Here is a 16117-nt window from a genome sequence, read left to right on the forward strand (position 1 = left end):
GCTTGCGGGCCGTCTCGCCCTCGGCCCCGCGCAGGTCGTGCCATGTCCAGGCCTATCCGGGACTGTCCCGGGTGCGCGCCGCAGCTTTTGGGCCGACCGTCGGCGAAACCGACGGAAATCGGAGGATGATCTGCAATGAAATTCAACCTTTTCCGCCGTGCGACGGAACGACTGCCCGAGACCAAGGCCTCGGCCACCGGCCCGGTGATCGCCTGGGCGGGGGCAGGGCGCGCGGCCTGGACGCCGCGCGATACGAGTTCGCTGATCCGGTCGGGGTTCAACGGAAATCCCGTGGGCTTTCGTGCGGTGAAGCTGATCGCGGAGTCCGCGGCGGCGCTGCCGCTGATCTGTCAGGATGACGAGCGGCGCTATGAGGCGCATCCCGTGCTGGATCTGCTGAAGCGGCCGAATCCGGCGCAGGGACGGGCCGAGCTGCTGGAGGCGCTTTACGGTCAGTTGCTGTTGTCGGGGAACGGATATCTCGAGGCGGTAGGCGGCGAGGGCGGGCTGCCGTTCGAGCTGCATGTGCTGCGGTCGGACCGGATGCGGCTGGTGCCGGGGGCCGATGGCTGGCCGGTTGCCTACGACTACATGGTGGGCGCGCGCAAGCACCGGTTCGACATGACAGGGGCGGTCCCGCCCATCTGCCATATCAAGAACTTCCATCCGCAGGACGACCATTACGGGTTGTCTGCAATGCAGGCGGCGGCGACCGCGATCGACGTGCACAATTCGGCCTCGCGCTGGTCGAAGGCGCTCTTGGACAACGCCGCGCGGCCCTCCGGGGCAATCGTCTATCACGGCGGCGAGGGGCAGTCGACGCTGAGCGAAGAGCAATATGCCCGGCTGCAGGATGAGATGCTGTCCTATCATCAGGGGGCGGCCAATGCCGGGCGGCCGATGCTGCTGGAGGGCGGGCTCGACTGGAAGCCGATGGGGTTCTCGCCCTCGGACATGGAATTCCAGAAGACCAAGGAGGCCGCGGCCCGCGAGATTGCCACGGCTTTCGGGGTGCCGCCGATGCTGTTGGGTATCCCGGGCGAGGCAACTTATGCCAATTACCAGGAGGCAAACCGCGCCTTCTACCGGCTGACCGTGGTCCCGCTGGTGGCCAAGGTCGCGGGAGCGGTGGCCGAGTTCCTGACCCATTTCAGCGGCGCCGCGGTTTCGCTTCGGCCCGATCTCGATCAGGTGCCGGCGCTGGCCGCAGAGCGGGATACGCAATGGAAAAGAATCTCCGAAGCCGACTTCCTGACCGAAGACGAGAAACGCGCGCTGCTCGGCCTGCCGAGGCGGCCGGAGGGCAGGTAACCGTGGCCGGGCAACGGTCCGGCTCGCGGTTTCTCTACGCCCCGTTCGACGCGACGCATATCCGGATCGAGGCCAGCGAGCGGGTGATGGAGGAGCGCTGGAGCGCCCTCGAATACCGCCTGAAACGCATCGAGGAGATGCTGGACCAGATCGAAAAGCGCATGTGGCTGACGGTCTACGGAATCGTGGCGGTGATCCTGGCAGAGGGGATCGCCTCGATCCTGTCCGCCATTTCGACGCCCTAGAAGCGAAGAGGACAGAGGTGATGAAGGAGTACGAAAGTGGCATCGCACTTGAACGCAAGTTCTGCAAGAGCGATACCTTGCCGCTGGCGCTGAAGGATGGCGCGGTGATCGAGGGCTATGCTTCGGTCTTCGGCGCCGCCGATTACGGGGGCGATATCGTCCAGAGCGGCGCCTACACCGCCTGTCTGCGGCAGATGGGAACCGAAGGCCGACGGGTGAAGATGCTTTGGCAGCACGATCCCTGCGAGCCGATCGGGGTCTGGGACGAGGTGCGCGAGGATGCCCGCGGGCTGTATGTCAAGGGCCGTATCCTGACCGACGTGGCGCGGGGCCGCGAGGCGGTGGCGCTGGTTGCGGCGGGCGCCATCGACGGGCTGTCGATCGGCTATCGTACCAAGCGGGCCGGCAAGGATGACAGCGGGCACCGTCTGCTGGCCGAACTGGAGCTGTGGGAGGTGTCGCTGGTGACCTTTCCGATGCTGGCCGACGCGCGCGTCGGCACCAAGGCGGAGGGCACCGCGGAGGAGCTCTTGCGCGACCTGGCGGAGGCCTTTGCGGGCGCCCGCCGGATGCTGGCCGAAGGCTAGCTCCCTCTTCAAATCTCACTCCCAGACAGGACTGCCAACATGACCGAGACCGAAATCAAGGCCGGGCGGGCCCATGGTCCCGCTATGGAGATGCGTGAAGCTCTGGAGGACTTCCTGATCGATTTCAGGGGGTTCCAGTCGGAAGTGAAATCGAGGCTCAAGCAACAGGAAGAGCGACTGACCATGTTCGACCGGAAATCACAAATCACGGCGGGTCGTCCCGCCCTGTCCCGCGCCGTCGAGATCGAGGTGCCCCACAAGAAGGCCTTCGGCGCCTATCTGAGGTCCGGCGACGACGATGCGCTGCGCGGGCTCGAATTCGAGGGCAAGGCCATGTCGACGGCTGTCGCCGGCGACGGCGGCTATCTGATCGACCCCGAGACGGCGAGCACGATCAAGTCGGTGCTGACCGCGACGGCCTCGATCCGGTCGATTGCCCAGGTGGTGACGGTCGAGGCCAGTTCCTATGACGTGCTGGTCGATCATGCGGATACCGGGTCGGGCTGGTCCAGCGAGACCGGCAGCCAGGTCGAGACCGGGACGCCGCAGATCGAGCGGGTGACGATCCCGCTGCACGAGCTGTCGGCGATGCCGAAGGTCAGCCAGCGCCTGCTGGACGACAGTGCCTTCGATATCGAGGGCTGGCTGGCAGGCCGGATTGCCGACAAGTTCTCGCGGGCCGAGGCCGCGGCCTTCATTCTGGGCGACGGGACCGACAAGCCGCGCGGGTTCCTCAGCCATCCCAAGGTCGCCGAAGCAAGCTGGAGCTGGGGCAGCCTCGGTTATGTCGCCACCGGCGCCGATGGCGATTTCGACGTGGGCGCGCCGTCGGACGCGATCCTCGATCTGGTCTATTCGCTGGGCGCGGTCTATCGGGCGAATGGCAGCTTCGTGATGAACTCGAAGACTGCGGGCGCCGTGCGCAAGATGAAGGATGCCGACGGGCGGTTTCTGTGGTCGGACGGTCTGGCTGCGGCCGAGCCCGCACGGCTTCTGGGCTATCCGGTGCTGATCGCCGAGGATATGCCCGACATCGCACCGGACGCGGCGGCCATCGCCTTTGGCGACTTCCAGGCCGGCTATACCGTCGCCGAACGCCCCGATCTGCGGGTGCTGCGCGATCCCTTCTCGGCCAAGCCGCATGTGCTTTTCTACGCCACCAAGCGCGTGGGCGGCGATGTCAGCGACTTTGCCGCAATCAAGGTGCTGAAGTTCTCGGTCGCCTGACACCGGCGGATCTGGCCTGCACCAGCAAACCCGGCCCCGACAGTGGGCCGGTGAGACGCGCGCCGGTCCCCCGGGGCCCGCCCCGGTGCTCCCTCCATCGGAGCGGGACGGGCCGGCGCGCGTCAACCTTGCGTCGAGGGAAAGCGGAGAGACGGAAAAGATGATGCTGATAGAGCAGACGACGGTGCCGGCTGCGGCGCTTCCGCTTGCGCAGTTCAAGGCGCACCTGCGCCTCGGAACCGGCTTTGCCGATGCCGGGGACCAGGACGCCTATCTGGAGACGCTGCTGCGCGCGGCGCTGGCGGCAATCGAGGCGCGGACCGGCAAAGTGCTGATTTCCCGAAGTTTCAGTTATGTGCTTTATGGCTGGCGCCACGGGGGCAGCCAGTCCTTGCCGGTCGCTCCGGTGCGGGCGGTGACCGAGATCCGGATCGTTGACCGGGGCGGCGTGGCGGTGCCGGTCGCGCCCGAGCGCTATCACCTGCTGGCCGATGCCCATCTGCCGGTGGTGCGCGGCGCGGGCGGTTCGATGCCCGGGATTCCCTTCGAAGGCAGCGCCGAAATCGACTTCGAAGCGGGCTTCGGTTCCGACTGGGCGGCGGTGCCCGAGGATCTGGGCCATGCCGTGCTGCTGCTGGCGGCGCATTACTATGAGAACCGGCTGGAGCAGACCGTGGGCGGCGGAGCGATGCCCTTCGGGATCGCGGCCCTGACCGACCGCTGGCGCAGGCTTCGGATGACACCGGGAGGCGTGTGATGGCGAGGTCCCCGATCCTGAACCGGCGCCTTGAGCTGGAAGTGCCGGTGCGGGTCGCCGACGGTGCCGGTGGCTTTTCCGAGACCTGGGTGGCGCGCGGCACGCTGTGGGCCGAGGTCACGGTGCGCTCGGGCGGCGAACAGTCCGGCGAGGAACTGGCCCTGTCGCGGGTGCTGTACCGGATCGTGGTCCGCGGCGCTCCTCCGGGCGCCCCGGAGCGGCCCGTTGCCGGTCAGCGGTTCCGCGAGGGTTTGCGGTCGTTCCGCATCCGCGCAGTGACCGAGCACGACACGCGCGGGCAGTATCTGGCCTGCCTCGCCGAAGAGGAGTTGGCGGCATGAGCTATGGCATGGCGGCCGCTTTGCAGGCTGCGATCTTTCAGCGGATTTCGGGGCATGCCGCCGTTGCCGCGATTGTGGGCGAAGCGGTGTATGACGCCGTGCCCGCGGGTCGCCTTCCGCCGATCTATGTGAGCCTCGGACCAGAAGAGGTCCGTGATGCGTCCGACAAGGACGCGGGCGGCGCGCTGCATCTCGTGACGATATCGGTCGTCAGCGAGGAGGCGGGATTCGCCCGGGCGAAAGCCGCCGCCGGGGCCATTTCCGATGCCCTGACCGAGGCACCGCTTGTGCTGGTTCGGGGCAGGGTGGTCGGACTGTGGTTCGACCGTGCCCGCGCCCGACGTGTCGGCGCGCAGGATCAGCGTCGCATCGACCTGCGGTTCTCCGTCCGGGTCGAGGACGATTGAATGACACACCTGGAGTACGCGAAATGACGGCGCAGAACGGCAAGGATCTTCTCATCAAGGTCGATATCTCGGGCGCGGGAGACTTCTCGACCTTTGCGGGTCTGCGGGCCTCGCGCATCAGCTTCAATGCCGAGCCTGTGGACGTGACCAGCCTGGAAAGCCAGGGCGGGTGGCGCGAACTTCTGGCGGGCGCGGGCGTCAAGTCGGCCGCCATCACCGGATCGGGCGTCTTCAAGGATGCGGAAACCGACACGCGCGCGCGACAGGTCTTCTTCGAGGGTCTGATGCCGGTCTTTCAGCTGGTGATCCCGGATTTCGGGATCGTCGAGGGACGGTTTCAGGTCAGCAGCCTGGAATATGCCGGCAGCCACAATGGCGAAGCCACCTATGAAATGACGCTTGCTTCGGCCGGTGTCCTCAACTTTACGGCGATCTGAGCATGCCAAACCCCCACGCAGGCGAAGTCGCGCTGATGGTCAATGGAGAACGGCAGGTTCTCAAGCTTACGCTTGGTGCCCTGGCCGAGCTGGAGGCGGCGCTGGGCGCCGACACCCTGCTGACCCTGATCGAGCGCTACGAGGAAGGGCATTTCGCGACGCGCGACGTGATTGCGCTGTTGCTGGCGGGGCTTCGGGGGGGCGGCTGGAAGGGCACGACTGCCGACCTTGCCGAAGCCGATATCGGCGGCGGTCCGATCGCCGCGGCCCAGGCGGCCGCGCAGCTTCTGGCCCGGGCCTTCACCTTGCCGGAGGCAAAGCACGATGGGCTTTGACTGGGGCGGCCTCATGCGGGCAGGCATTCGCGGTCTCGGTCTGAGGCCGTCCGAGTTCTGGGATCTCACACCTGCGGAACTGATGCTGATGCTGGGGGCCGAAGGCGGGCCCGCCCCCATGAGCCGTGCGCGGCTGGAGGAACTGGCCCGCGCCTTTCCGGATAAACTGAGGGACGAAGGATAGGCCATGGCCGAGGCTGAGGATATCGAGTCTTTCGAGGCGCAACTGGAGGCGCTGGAGACGACCTTGGGGGGAGCGAGCGGTACGGCCGCGGCCTTCGAGGTGGAACTTGTGCGGATGCGGGACTCGCTGACGCTGACGAACCGAGAGGTCAGCTCGTTGTCGAATGCCATCGGTCGCGGCCTGAGGGGGGCCTTCGACGGACTGGTCTTCGACGGAATGAAACTGTCGGATGCATTGAAATCGGTCGCAAACTCGGTTGCGAATGCGACCTATGCCGCAGCGGTCAAGCCGGTGCAGAACCAGCTGGGCGGTCTGCTTGCCGGCGGTATCGAGGGGCTTCTGGGCGCCGCACTTCCCTTTGCCCGGGGTGCGCCCTTCTTGCAGGGGCGGGTCATTCCCTTCGCCTCTGGGGGCATCGTCGGCCAGGCGACCTATTTCCCGATGCGGGGGGCGACCGGATTGATGGGCGAGGCGGGGCCGGAAGCGATCCTGCCGCTGTCGCGCGGGGCGGATGGCCGGCTGGGGGTCCGGTCGGACGGCAGCGGGTCGTCGCGCCCGATCCAGATCGTCATGAACATCAGTACGCCTGACGTGCAGGGATTCGCGCGCAGCCAAAGTCAGATCGCGGCCGAAATGAGCCGCCTGCTGTCGCGCGGCCAGCGGAACAGGTGAAGGAGGACAGAGCCCATGGCATTTCATGAAGTCCGCTTCCCGGCCAATCTGAGTTTCGGGTCGGTCGGCGGTCCGGAGCGCCGAACAGAGATCGTGACGCTCGCCAATGGCTATGAGGAGCGCAACTCGCCTTGGGAACATGCCCGGCGGCGCTACGATGCGGGGGTCGCGATGAGTTCGCTCGACGATGTAGAGCAGCTGATCGCCTTCTTCGAGGCGCGGCGCGGCCAGCTTTACGGATTCCGTTGGAAGGACTGGTCCGACTACAAGTCCTGCCGCCCGTCGGGCGCGGTCGATCCAGAAGATCAGGTGATCGGGATCGGGGATGCCAGCACTGTCGAGTTCCAGCTGAGAAAGACCTATGCCTCGGGCAGCCAGTCCTATCTGCGCCCGATCGCCAAGCCGGTGGCCGGCACGGTGTCTGTCGCAGTCGACGGGCGCCAGCTGTTTGCCCCGGTCGATTTTGCCATCGAGACATCGACGGGGATCGTGACCTTGGCCGAGCCGCCGGGGATGGGCGCGGTGGTGACCGCGGGCTTCGAGTTCGATGTACCGGTGCGATTCGACACCGACCGGATCCAGACCTCGGTCGAGAGTTTCCGGGCGGGCGAAGTCCCCTCGGTCCCGGTCGTGGAGCTACGGATCTGATGCCGCTTTCGGCGACATTTCAGGCCCATCTGGAAAGCGGCGCGACGACGCTTGCCAGGGCCTGGGCGCTGACGCGCCAGGACGGCGTGGTCATGGGCTTTACCGATCACGACCGCGATCTGACCTTCGCGGGCATCACCTTCCGCGCCGATACCGGCATGACGGCGCGGGCGTTGAGCCAGACCACGGGCCTTTCGGTCGACAACTCGGCGGCCGTGTCGGCGCTGAGTTCGGAGGCGATCACCGAAGAGGACATTTCGGCCGGACGCTATGACGGTGCGGCGCTGAGGATCTGGATGGTGAACTGGCGCGATGCCGCCCAGCACGCGCTGATCTTCACCGGCACGCTGGGCGAGATGACCCGGACGGCCGGGGTCTTCGAGGCCGAATTGCGCGGTCTGTCCGAGGCGCTGAACCAGCCGCAAGGTCTGGTCTATCAGGCGCCCTGCGGGGCGGTTCTGGGCGATGCGGCCTGCCGCTTCGACACCGCTCATCCCGATTTCTCGACGGTCGTTCCTGTGGCAAGCGTGACCGGACGACGCCTGTTCCGGATCGCCGGACTGTCGGGCTTTGCCCCACGCTGGTTCGAACAGGGGCGGCTCGAGGTGGTGTCGGGGCCGGCGGCGGGGCTGGTGGGCGCCATCAAGGGGGACCGCGAGGACAGCGGGGGGCGGGTGATCGAGCTTTGGTCCGAGATCCGCGGCACCGTCCTGGCGGGCGACAGTCTGCGGCTGGTCTCGGGCTGCGACCGGCGGGCAGAGACCTGCCGGGACAAGTTCGACAATTTCCTCAACTTCAGAGGGTTTCCGCATATTCCGGGCGAGGACTGGCTGATGAGCTATCCGACCCGCTCGGGGCTGAACGACGGGGGAAGTCTGAAATCATGACCATCATGGGAGAACGCGCCGCCAATGAGGCGCGCCGCTGGATCGGGACACCCTATCGGCATCAGGGATCGGTGCGCGGTGCCGGGGCGGATTGCCTCGGGCTTCTGCGCGGTGTCTGGCGGTCGCTTTACGGGCGCGAGCCGGAAGAGGTGCCGCCCTATACGCCGGACTGGTCCGAGCCTCAGGGCGAAGAGATCCTGTGGCGCGCGGCCGGGCGGCATCTGATCGCCAAACCGCTGGAAGAGGCCGCCGAGGGCGATGTGATCCTGTTCCGGATGCGCGACGACACCGTTGCCAAGCATCTGGGCGTTCAGGGTCGGGTCGAAGAGGCGCCGAGTTTCATCCACGCCTATTCGGGGCGCGGTGTGGTCGAAAGCTCGCTTTCCCAGCCCTGGGCGCGGCGGATCGTGGCCCGCTTTGCCTTTCCCGAGGGGATCTGACCCATGGCAACGATTGTTTTGTCGGCGGCCGGAGCGGCCGCCGGCTCGGCGCTGGGCGGGTCGGTCCTGGGGCTGTCGAGCGCGGTCATCGGACGGGCCGTGGGCGCCACGCTGGGCCGCGTGATCGACCAGCAGCTTCTTGGCAGCGGATCGCAGGCGGTCGAGACCGGAAAGGTCGAGAGGTTCCGCCTGACCGGCGCCAGCGAGGGCGCGGCCGTCGGCCGGCTATGGGGGCGGTCGCGGGTGGCGGGGCAGGTGATCTGGGCCTCGCGCTTTCGCGAGACGGTCAGCACGCATGGCGGAGGAAAAGGCGCGCCCAGCAAGCCCAAGGTCAAGGAATACAGCTATTCGGTCAGTCTGGGGATCGCACTCTGCGAGGGCCAGATCGCCCGGGTCGGCCGGATCTGGGCAGACGGCGCCGAGATCGAGCCGCAATCCTTGACGCTGCGCGTCTATGACGGGTCCGAAGATCAGTTGCCCGATGCGCTGATCGAGGCGGTCGAGGGGCCGGGGCGGGCTCCGGCCTATCGCGGCATCGCCTATGTGGTGATCGAGGACATGGAGCTTGCACGCTTCGGCAACCGCGTGCCGCAACTGTCCTTCGAGGTCGTGCGGCGGGCGGCGGGAGCGACGGACGATCTGCCCGCGCTGGTGCAGGGCGTGTCGCTGATCCCGGGCACCGGCGAATATGCCCTGGCAACGACGCCGGTTCATTTCTCCTACGGGCCGGGTCAGGCGGTATCGGCGAACGTCAATTCGCCGAGTGGCAAGACCGACATCGCCACATCGCTCGACATGCTGCAGGGCGAATTGCCGAATGTGCGTTCGGTCTCTCTGGTGGTCAGCTGGTTCGCCTCGGACCTTCGCGCGCCGGTCGCGCGGCTTCGGCCGAAGGTCGAACAGACAGGCTTCGACGGCAACCCGATGCCCTGGCGGGTGGCGGGGCTCAGCCGGAGCGCGGCCGAGATCGTGCCCCATGTCGACGGGCGGCCGATCTATGGCGGCACGCCTGCCGATGCCAGCGTGATCGAGGCGATCCGGGCGCTGAACGCGCGCGGTCAGGACCCGGTCTTCTATCCGTTCATCCTGATGGACCAGGTGCCGGGCAATGCGCTGATCGACCCCTACACCGGCGCGGCGGGTCAGCCGCCCTTGCCCTGGCGCGGCCGCATCACGCTGAATTTCGCGCCCGGCCATCCCTTCACCACGAATGGCACGCGGTTCGCGGAAGACGAGGTTGCGCTGTTCTTCGGCACGGCTCGGCCGGAGGATTTCACTGCCTCGGGACAGAGCGTTGCCTATGCCGGGACCGATGACTGGAGCTATCGACGCTTCATCCTGCACTATGCCCATCTTTGCGCGTTGGCGGGGGGCGTGTCGGCCTTCTGCATCGGGTCCGAACTGCGCGGTCTGACGACGATCCGCGGCGGGTCCGGGCGGTTTCCCGCGGTCGATGCCCTGCGTGCGCTGGCCGAGGATGTGCGTGCCGTCCTCGGGCCCGGCTGCAAGATCGGCTATGCTGCCGACTGGAGCGAGTATTTCGGCTATCACCCCGAGACCGCTCCGGGCGACGTGCATTTCCATCTCGACCCGCTCTGGGCGGACCCGGCGATCGACTTCATCGGGATCGACAACTACATGCCCCTGTCGGACTGGCGCGACGGCGACGATCATGCCGATGCCGCCTGGGGCGCGATCCACGATCTGGACTATCTGCGCGCGAATATCGAGGGTGGAGAAGGGTTCGACTGGTACTATGCCTCGCAGGCTGCCCGCGACGCGCAGATCCGCAGTGCGATCACCGATGGCGCTCATGGCGAGCCCTGGGTCTGGCGCTACAAGGACATCCGCAACTGGTGGCAGAGCACCCATCACGACCGGATCGACGGGGTCCGCAGTGCGACGCCGACGACCTGGGTTCCGCAGTCGAAGCCGATCTGGTTCACCGAACTGGGCTGTCCGGCGGTCGACAAGGGAACCAACGCGCCCAACCTGTTCAGCGATGCCAAATCCTCGGAAAGCGCGCTGCCGCCCTATTCGACCGGCGCCCGCGACGACCTGATCCAGACCCAGTATTTGCGGGCGATGCTGGGCTATTGGGGCGATCCGGCGGCGAACCCGGTTTCGGCGCTTTACGGCGGGCCGATGGTGGATCTGTCGCGGGCGCATGTCTGGGCCTGGGATGCGCGGCCCTATCCGCAGTTTCCCGGGAACCGGACGCTCTGGTCGGATGGCGACAATTACGGGCGCGGACACTGGCTGAACGGACGGGCCTCGGCGCAGGCTCTGGATGCGGTGATCCGCGAGATTTGTACCGCCTCGGGGGTGACCGATCTGGATGTGTCCGATGTCTACGGGCTGGTACGGGGCTATGCGGTTGGCGACCTGGCCGGGGCACGGTCGGCGTTGCAGCCCCTGATGCTGGCTTTCGGCATCGAGGCCGCCGAGCGCGACGGTCGGATCGTGTTCTTCAACCGCGACGGGCGGGCCGGGGTCGTCCTCGACCCCGCCGATCTGGCCCAGACCGGAGATCTGGCCGGCGATATCGAACACAGCCGGACCCCGGGGGCCGAGACCGCCGGACGGGTGCGCCTGTCTTTCGTCGAGGCCGATGGTGCCTATGAGACCCGGGCGGCCGAGGCGATCTTTCCCGATGAAGCCAGCCGGGCGGTCTCGGTCAGCGAATTGCCGCTGGTGCTGACTGCGGCCGAGGGGCAGGCCGTCGTCGAACGCTGGCTGTCGGAATCCCGGGTGGCGCGCGACCGGGTGCGGCTGGCCTTGCCGCTGTCGACGCTGTCTGTGGGGGCGGGCGACGTGATGCGGCTGCCATCCGGCGATTACCGGATTGATCGGGTCGATCTGGCCGATACGCGGCAGATCGAGGCAGTGCGGGTCGAGCGGGGACTTTACCTGCCGCCGCGCTTCGAGGATCGCGGCGTGGCCCAGGCCGCCTTTGTGGCGCCGGTGCCGGTGCATGCGGTCTTCCTCGATTTGCCGCTGCTGACCGGCGAGGAGGTCCCCCATGCGCCCCATGTCGCGGCGGTCGCGGCCCCCTGGCCCGGTACGGTCGACGTCTACACGGCGGTCGAGGATGCGGGCTACACGTTGAACGCGACGCTCGACCGGTCCGCAGTGATCGGTCTGACCGAGACGCCGCTTGCGGCAGCCGACCCCGGCCGTTGGGACCGGGGGCCCGCGCTTCGGGTCAAGCTTGCGGCGGGCAGCCTTGCCTCGGTCGGCGAGGCCGATCTGTTGGCCGGGGCCAATGTCGCGGCGATCGGGGCGGGCGGACCCGGGGGCTGGGAGGTATTCCAGTTCGCCGAAGCCGAACTGATCGGGCCGCGGACCTACGAGCTGAGGCTGAGGCTTCGCGGGCAGGCCGGGACCGAGGCCGACATGCCCCAGATCTGGCCCGTGGGAAGCACCGTCGTGCTGCTTGATGCGCGGGTGCCGCAGATCGCGCTTGCCGCGTCGGCGCGGGGGCTTGCGCGGCATTACCGGATCGGCCCCGGGACGCGGGCCTATGACGACCCGAGCTACGACCATGTCCGGCTGGCCTTCGACGGGATCGGGCTTCGGCCCTATGCCCCCTGTCATCTTAAGGCGGTGCGAGCGCCCGGCGGCGATCTGGAGCTGAGCTGGGTACGCCGAACGCGGGTGGACGGCGACAGTTGGGCCTCGGTCGAGGTGCCGCTGGGCGAAGAGCGCGAGCTTTATTCGGTGCTGGTGAAATCCGGCGAAGGTGCGGTGCTGCGGACCGAAACTGTCGCCGCAACAGGCTGGACCTATACCGCAGCCATGCAGGCGGCAGACGGGACGACAGCGCCCTCCGCCCTCGAGGTGGCGCAACTGTCCGACCAGTTCGGACCCGGACCCTATCGGAGGATCGAGATCGATGGCTGACACCGCGAACCTGTCGCTTCCGCTGCTGCAGGCGGCGCAGGCTCAGAAGCATGTGACCGTGAACGAGGCGCTGACCCGGCTCGACGCGCTGGTGCAGCTTCGGCTGCAAAGCGTCACCGTTTCGGCCCCGCCAATGGGGGTGCCGGACGGTCAGGCCTGGGGCGTTCCGGCCGCGGGCGAGGGCCTTTGGGAGGGACAGGACGGCCGGATCGCGGTGCAGGACAATGGCGGCTGGGTCTTCGTCGCCCCGCTGCCAGGCTGGCGGGCCTATGTGGTCGATGCGGGCGCGGACATGCGCTGGACCGGCAGCGCCTGGTCTGCCATCGGCGCGGCGGTTTCGGCCTCGGGTGCAGGTATTGCGCTGCGGGTGCTGGAGTTCGACCATGTCCTGACGCCCGGAGGTGCGCAGGATTCGGGTGTGGCGATCCCGTCCCATGCGACCGTTTTCGGCGTGACCGGGCGGGTGATCGAGGCAATCTCGGGCACGCTTTCCGCCTGGCGGCTGGGCGCGGACGGATCGGACAACCGATTCGGGTCGGGCCTCGGCCTGGGGCTCAATTCCTATGTGCACGGGGTTCTGGGCTCGCCCCTGACGGGCTACGCGCCGATGCCGCTGACCCTGACGCCCGAGGGCGGCGACTTTTCCGGCGGCACCGTGCGGCTTGCCGTCCATTTCGCCGAACTGACGATTCCGGCCAGCGTCTGAGGCGGCGGGATGCGTCCGGTGCTTCATGGAGATGCGGTGGCCGCGGCGCGGGCACTTTACACCTTGCCGCAGGCCGACCGTGCCGGGGCGCTCCAGGCGATGCTCTTGCGGGTCGAGGCGGCGGATGCCTATCGCAAGCGGTTCGGGCGCGGCCATCCGCTTTGGGGAAACGGATCGCTGATGGCACTGGTTCAGCGCGGGGCGCTGCCGCCCGAACCCTCGCTGGACGAGCCCGACTATTGCCGATGCCTGGCGCAAGTCTTCGCGGCGCTGGCGGCGTGGCGGGACTGGAAGGCGGCCTTTCCCTCCCCGGGCTGAGCCGATAGCCGCCGCGAATACGGGCGACGGCGGGTCGGTTCGGCGCCCGGGCGGGCCGGTTAAGGTCACGTCTGCGCGCGTGCGCGGCTTGATCTTGGAAGGAGGCGCGGATCTGCTGTAGTATGGGGCGGAAACGAAAGGGAACGCCCATGCCCGAGATCAAGCCCCGCCTTGCCGAACTCGACCCGGTCTGGAAACGGATCTGCGACGAGGCCGAGGAGGCCGTGCACGCAGAGCCCTTGCTGGGCGGGCTGATGCATTCGAGCCTGTTGCACCATGCCGGGTTCGACGACGCGCTGGCCTATCGCTTCGCGATGAAGCTGTCCTCCGGCGACATGTCCGAGCAGTTGTTGCGAGAGATCGCCGATGCGGCCTATGCCGACGATCCGGGGCTTGGCCGGGCGGCGCGGGCGGATCTGACAGCGGTCTACGACCGCGATCCGGCCTGCCACCGCTATATCCAGCCGATCCTTTTCTTCAAGGGTTACCAAGCGTTGCAGGCCTATCGGGTGGGGCATTGGCTTTGGCGGCGGGGCCGTCAGGACATGGCCTATCTGGTGCAGATGCGGGTGTCGGAGTGCTTTGGCGTCGACATCCACCCGGCGGCGCGGATGGGGCAGGGGATCATGATTGACCATGCCCATTCCATCGTGATCGGCGAAACCGCCGTGGTCGGCGACAACGTCTCGATGTTGCATTCGGTGACGCTGGGCGGGACCGGCAAGGACGATGGCGACCGTCACCCGAAAATCGGCGACGGGGTGCTGATCGGGGCCGGGGCCAAGGTTCTGGGCAACATCCATGTCGGCCATTGCTCGCGGATCGCGGCCGGGTCGGTGGTGTTGCAGGACGTGCCGCCCTGTTCGACTGTCGCCGGGGTGCCCGCGCGGATTGTGGGCGAGGCGGGCTGCGACCAGCCTTCGGTGATGATGGATCACCGGCTTGGCGGCTGCGGCTGCAGCGAGGACTGAAAAACGGGTGCGGGTCCGATGATCCCGAGAGGGGACGTTTGGCGCTCAGGCTTCCCTGTCTTCCCGGCTGAAACTCGCGGGGCAGCCATCGGCGGTTTGATTTGGTACAGGTGCGGGCGTGGCGGCGCTGAGGATCATCCGGCGATGGGCGCGAGGTGAAAAGCCGGTCCAGCGGCGATAGGCCCGGGAGAAATGCGCCGGGTCGGCATAGCCCAGTTGATCGGCGATCTCGGCGATGGGGCCGTCGCTGGTCAGCAGGTTCTAGGCCTCGCGGACCAATCCCGTGTCGAGCAGGGCGCTTCAGGTCGCGCCGCAGAGGTCGGAGCTGCCGCTGAAGGCTGCGCCGCGACAGACCGAGCCGGGCGGCGACGCGGTCGATCCCGGGACGTCCGCGCAAAAGCTCCAGCCGGATGGCGGCACGCACGCCGGCCGCGGGATCGGGGGCCGTCGGCATGGTCTCTGGCGCGGCGTCGTGCGAGGGCGCGTCCATGCCGCCGCTGGGTTGAGGGCTGCAAGACACCGTTCATCGAATTCCATGCCCGGAACCGGGCTGTCGCCTCGGTCCGGTCCGCACACCGGGGCGCGAAAAAGCTGTTCGAGATGGGCGATCCGCGCGCGCTCGATGTCGCGGATGCGGATCGCCTTGGGCGACCAGGCCTCTCCCGGGAAATGCCGCAGCAGGTCTAACTGATAGCCGGTGGCCGGCAATTCGTTCTGGAAACGCCCGGCCTTGCCCCGGGTGTGAGAGGCCATCGACCAGCGCACCCCCCGCCGCAGTCGGCAAAGCACCAGATCGGTGTCGGTCTGCATCATCCGGTTCAGCGTGCCATTGGCCCGCCGGATCGCGGCGCCAAGCGTCGGAGCCTCGGTCGTGCCGGTGCCGTAGGGGCCCAACATCCCGGTGCGAACGGCGGCACCCATCTCGGCTCCGAAATCCGTGCTGCCAGTGTCGCGGCCCGCGGCCTGCAGGACGGCGTAGTGATCCATCCGGGGCAGCACCAGAACGGGCCGGTCGAGAAGCCCGACGGGTAGATCGACCGCACGCAGGATGCGATCCATCCGGCCGCCGAGACGGTCCACGCATGACCTGATCGGCGCCAGTGCGCTGGCCCTGACATATCCTCCCATATCGGCGCCTCCAAGTGCAGCGTGGCGCGAAATGGCATGCGCGCAAAGCCGCGTAGCCTTAGCTTGCGCGGGAGGAGGACCATCCCATGCCGCTTTGCCGTCTTATTCCGATCCTGCTTCTGGCCGGTGTCTTCGGAGCCTCCGCACGGGCCGATCCGCTGCCGGTTGCGGTCTTCGACATCGAGTTCGTCAACTTCAGCCAGGAGGTCGAGTTCGGCGCCACCAACGCGGCCGAACGGGCGCGGGCGCGGATGCTGTCGGATGCGTTCCGCAGGCTTGTCGCGCAAAGCGGGCGCTACCGGCTGGTCGACATGGCGCCCGCCGAGGCCGATCTGGCGCTTCACGGAAATCCCTTCAGCTGCAACGCCTGTGAGGCGGACATTGCCGCGCGGCTTGGGGCCGAGCGGTCTTTTACCGGGGCGGTGCAGAAACTGTCAGTCCTGGTGCAGACCATCGTCATCCGCGAACGCGACGCCCGCACGGGCGAGGTACTGGCGCTCTATCAGACCGATATCCGGGGCAACACCGATGAAGCCTGGCGGCGCGGGCTTAGCTGGCTGATGAAGAACCGGATGCTGCCGGGCACCGCCGCGCTCGATGGCGGCTAGATCCC

Annotated in this window: 21 protein-coding genes and 1 pseudogene; 19 read left to right on the forward strand and 3 right to left on the reverse strand. The window is 67.6% G+C overall.

Annotated elements, in window-relative coordinates:
• Positions 1-135 precede the first annotated feature (135 nt).
• The 16 genes and pseudogenes from EV657_RS18585 to EV657_RS22785 form a co-directional block, all read left to right on the forward strand.
• A complete protein-coding gene (locus EV657_RS18585) occupies positions 136-1311 on the forward strand; it encodes a phage portal protein (protein WP_113668476.1) in 1176 nt (391 codons plus the stop codon).
• 2 nt (positions 1312-1313) lie between these two features.
• Positions 1314-1556 (forward strand): GTA head formation protein, RCAP_rcc01685 family, encoded by a 243-nt coding sequence (locus EV657_RS18590; RefSeq protein ID WP_075785209.1) that lies wholly within the window; start codon positions 1314-1316, stop codon positions 1554-1556.
• Positions 1557-1576: 20 nt separating this feature from the next.
• Positions 1577-2143: an HK97 family phage prohead protease gene (locus EV657_RS18595; protein WP_075785210.1), complete on the forward strand. Its 567-nt coding sequence runs from the start codon at positions 1577-1579 to the stop codon at positions 2141-2143.
• A gap of 39 nt (positions 2144-2182) precedes the next feature.
• Positions 2183-3370, forward strand: a complete 1188-nt coding sequence (locus EV657_RS18600; protein WP_075785211.1) for a phage major capsid protein — start codon at positions 2183-2185, stop codon at positions 3368-3370.
• A 160-nt stretch (positions 3371-3530) separates the two neighbouring features.
• Positions 3531-4127 carry a head-tail connector protein gene (locus tag EV657_RS18605; protein ID WP_113668478.1) on the forward strand — a complete coding sequence of 199 codons (597 nt, stop codon included), beginning with the start codon at positions 3531-3533 and terminating at the stop codon, positions 4125-4127.
• Positions 4127-4468 (forward strand): head-tail adaptor protein, encoded by a 342-nt coding sequence (locus tag EV657_RS18610; RefSeq protein WP_113668479.1) that lies wholly within the window; start codon positions 4127-4129, stop codon positions 4466-4468. Before EV657_RS18605 ends, EV657_RS18610 begins: the two co-directional genes overlap by 1 nt.
• On the forward strand, positions 4465-4875 hold the full coding sequence (locus EV657_RS18615) for a DUF3168 domain-containing protein (RefSeq protein ID WP_075785214.1): 411 nt from the start codon (positions 4465-4467) through the stop codon (positions 4873-4875). The genes EV657_RS18610 and EV657_RS18615 overlap by 4 nt, the downstream gene beginning before the upstream one ends.
• Before the next feature lie 23 nt (positions 4876-4898).
• Entirely contained in the window at positions 4899-5312 is a 414-nt protein-coding gene (locus tag EV657_RS18620; RefSeq protein WP_075785215.1) for a phage major tail protein, TP901-1 family, read from the forward strand.
• A 2-nt stretch (positions 5313-5314) separates the two neighbouring features.
• A complete protein-coding gene (locus tag EV657_RS18625) occupies positions 5315-5647 on the forward strand; it encodes a gene transfer agent family protein (protein WP_075785216.1) in 333 nt (110 codons plus the stop codon).
• Positions 5637-5831, forward strand: a complete 195-nt coding sequence (locus tag EV657_RS18630; protein ID WP_075785217.1) for a rcc01693 family protein — start codon at positions 5637-5639, stop codon at positions 5829-5831. Before EV657_RS18625 ends, EV657_RS18630 begins: the two co-directional genes overlap by 11 nt.
• A gap of 3 nt (positions 5832-5834) precedes the next feature.
• Positions 5835-6503 (forward strand): phage tail tape measure protein, encoded by a 669-nt coding sequence (locus EV657_RS18635; protein ID WP_134079297.1) that lies wholly within the window; start codon positions 5835-5837, stop codon positions 6501-6503.
• Positions 6504-6518: 15 nt separating this feature from the next.
• Positions 6519-7151 (forward strand): DUF2460 domain-containing protein, encoded by a 633-nt coding sequence (locus EV657_RS18640; RefSeq protein WP_113668480.1) that lies wholly within the window; start codon positions 6519-6521, stop codon positions 7149-7151.
• The gene (locus tag EV657_RS18645) at positions 7151-8038 is read left to right on the forward strand and encodes a DUF2163 domain-containing protein (protein WP_134079299.1); all 888 of its coding nucleotides are present in this window, start codon (positions 7151-7153) and stop codon (positions 8036-8038) included. The genes EV657_RS18640 and EV657_RS18645 overlap by 1 nt, the downstream gene beginning before the upstream one ends.
• On the forward strand, positions 8035-8478 hold the full coding sequence (locus EV657_RS18650) for an NlpC/P60 family protein (protein WP_108026940.1): 444 nt from the start codon (positions 8035-8037) through the stop codon (positions 8476-8478). The genes EV657_RS18645 and EV657_RS18650 overlap by 4 nt, the downstream gene beginning before the upstream one ends.
• A gap of 3 nt (positions 8479-8481) precedes the next feature.
• Positions 8482-12381, forward strand: coding sequence for a baseplate multidomain protein megatron (locus EV657_RS18655; protein WP_134079301.1), 3900 nt, complete (start codon positions 8482-8484; stop codon positions 12379-12381).
• Positions 12374-12685: pseudogene (locus EV657_RS22785) on the forward strand (DUF2793 domain-containing protein); the annotation flags it as partial. The gene EV657_RS18655 and the pseudogene EV657_RS22785, both read left to right, overlap by 8 nt.
• Before the next feature lie 293 nt (positions 12686-12978).
• On the opposite strand, the gene EV657_RS22790 reads toward EV657_RS22785, so the two are convergent.
• Complete coding sequence (locus EV657_RS22790; protein ID WP_371412527.1) at positions 12979-13098, reverse strand: hypothetical protein; 120 nt, start codon at positions 13096-13098, stop codon at positions 12979-12981.
• Between EV657_RS22790 and EV657_RS18665 the strand changes: the two genes are divergently transcribed.
• Both EV657_RS18665 and cysE read left to right on the forward strand, forming a co-directional pair.
• Positions 13097-13405: a DUF7742 family protein gene (locus EV657_RS18665; RefSeq protein ID WP_075785224.1), complete on the forward strand. Its 309-nt coding sequence runs from the start codon at positions 13097-13099 to the stop codon at positions 13403-13405. The genes EV657_RS22790 and EV657_RS18665 overlap by 2 nt on opposite strands.
• A 149-nt stretch (positions 13406-13554) precedes the next feature.
• Positions 13555-14376, forward strand: a complete 822-nt coding sequence (cysE, locus tag EV657_RS18670) for a serine O-acetyltransferase (RefSeq protein WP_075785225.1) — start codon at positions 13555-13557, stop codon at positions 14374-14376.
• 45 nt (positions 14377-14421) lie between these two features.
• Here the strand turns inward: cysE and EV657_RS22795 are convergent, their stop codons facing one another.
• Together EV657_RS22795 and EV657_RS18680 are read right to left on the reverse strand one after the other, a co-directional pair.
• Positions 14422-14634: a helix-turn-helix domain-containing protein gene (locus EV657_RS22795; protein WP_134079322.1), complete on the reverse strand. Its 213-nt coding sequence runs from the start codon at positions 14632-14634 to the stop codon at positions 14422-14424.
• Between the two features lie 42 nt (positions 14635-14676).
• Entirely contained in the window at positions 14677-15435 is a 759-nt protein-coding gene (locus tag EV657_RS18680) for an AraC family transcriptional regulator ligand-binding domain-containing protein (RefSeq protein ID WP_166673737.1), read from the reverse strand.
• A gap of 155 nt (positions 15436-15590) precedes the next feature.
• Between EV657_RS18680 and EV657_RS18685 the strand changes: the two genes are divergently transcribed.
• Positions 15591-16112 (forward strand): DUF3280 domain-containing protein, encoded by a 522-nt coding sequence (locus tag EV657_RS18685; protein WP_075785228.1) that lies wholly within the window; start codon positions 15591-15593, stop codon positions 16110-16112.
• Positions 16113-16117: the final 5 nt, after the last annotated feature.

The sequence above is a fragment of the Rhodovulum visakhapatnamense genome, assembly GCF_004365965.1.
In the GTDB taxonomy this organism is placed as follows: Bacteria; Pseudomonadota; Alphaproteobacteria; order Rhodobacterales; family Rhodobacteraceae; genus Rhodovulum; species Rhodovulum visakhapatnamense.

Excerpts from the sequence above, each read along its gene's own strand:
- EV657_RS18585 (WP_113668476.1), top strand. The coding sequence starts at position 136 with ATGAAATTCAACCTTTTCCGCCGTGCGACGGAACGACTGCCCGAGACC.
- EV657_RS18685 (WP_075785228.1), top strand. The coding sequence starts at position 15,591 with ATGCCGCTTTGCCGTCTTATTCCGATCCTGCTTCTGGCCGGTGTCTTC.
- EV657_RS18640 (WP_113668480.1), top strand. The coding sequence starts at position 6,519 with ATGGCATTTCATGAAGTCCGCTTCCCGGCCAATCTGAGTTTCGGGTCG.
- EV657_RS18615 (WP_075785214.1), top strand. The coding sequence starts at position 4,465 with ATGAGCTATGGCATGGCGGCCGCTTTGCAGGCTGCGATCTTTCAGCGG.
- EV657_RS18630 (WP_075785217.1), top strand. The coding sequence starts at position 5,637 with ATGGGCTTTGACTGGGGCGGCCTCATGCGGGCAGGCATTCGCGGTCTC.
- cysE (WP_075785225.1), top strand. The coding sequence starts at position 13,555 with ATGCCCGAGATCAAGCCCCGCCTTGCCGAACTCGACCCGGTCTGGAAA.
- EV657_RS18620 (WP_075785215.1), top strand. The coding sequence starts at position 4,899 with ATGACGGCGCAGAACGGCAAGGATCTTCTCATCAAGGTCGATATCTCG.
- EV657_RS18645 (WP_134079299.1), top strand. The coding sequence starts at position 7,151 with ATGCCGCTTTCGGCGACATTTCAGGCCCATCTGGAAAGCGGCGCGACG.
- EV657_RS18605 (WP_113668478.1), top strand. The coding sequence starts at position 3,531 with ATGATGCTGATAGAGCAGACGACGGTGCCGGCTGCGGCGCTTCCGCTT.
- EV657_RS18625 (WP_075785216.1), top strand. The coding sequence starts at position 5,315 with ATGCCAAACCCCCACGCAGGCGAAGTCGCGCTGATGGTCAATGGAGAA.
- EV657_RS18680 (WP_166673737.1), bottom strand. The coding sequence starts at position 15,435 with ATGGATCGCATCCTGCGTGCGGTCGATCTACCCGTCGGGCTTCTCGAC.
- EV657_RS18665 (WP_075785224.1), top strand. The coding sequence starts at position 13,097 with ATGCGTCCGGTGCTTCATGGAGATGCGGTGGCCGCGGCGCGGGCACTT.
- EV657_RS18635 (WP_134079297.1), top strand. The coding sequence starts at position 5,835 with ATGGCCGAGGCTGAGGATATCGAGTCTTTCGAGGCGCAACTGGAGGCG.
- EV657_RS18595 (WP_075785210.1), top strand. The coding sequence starts at position 1,577 with ATGAAGGAGTACGAAAGTGGCATCGCACTTGAACGCAAGTTCTGCAAG.
- EV657_RS18600 (WP_075785211.1), top strand. The coding sequence starts at position 2,183 with ATGACCGAGACCGAAATCAAGGCCGGGCGGGCCCATGGTCCCGCTATG.
- EV657_RS18610 (WP_113668479.1), top strand. The coding sequence starts at position 4,127 with ATGGCGAGGTCCCCGATCCTGAACCGGCGCCTTGAGCTGGAAGTGCCG.
- EV657_RS18650 (WP_108026940.1), top strand. The coding sequence starts at position 8,035 with ATGACCATCATGGGAGAACGCGCCGCCAATGAGGCGCGCCGCTGGATC.
- EV657_RS18655 (WP_134079301.1), top strand. The coding sequence starts at position 8,482 with ATGGCAACGATTGTTTTGTCGGCGGCCGGAGCGGCCGCCGGCTCGGCG.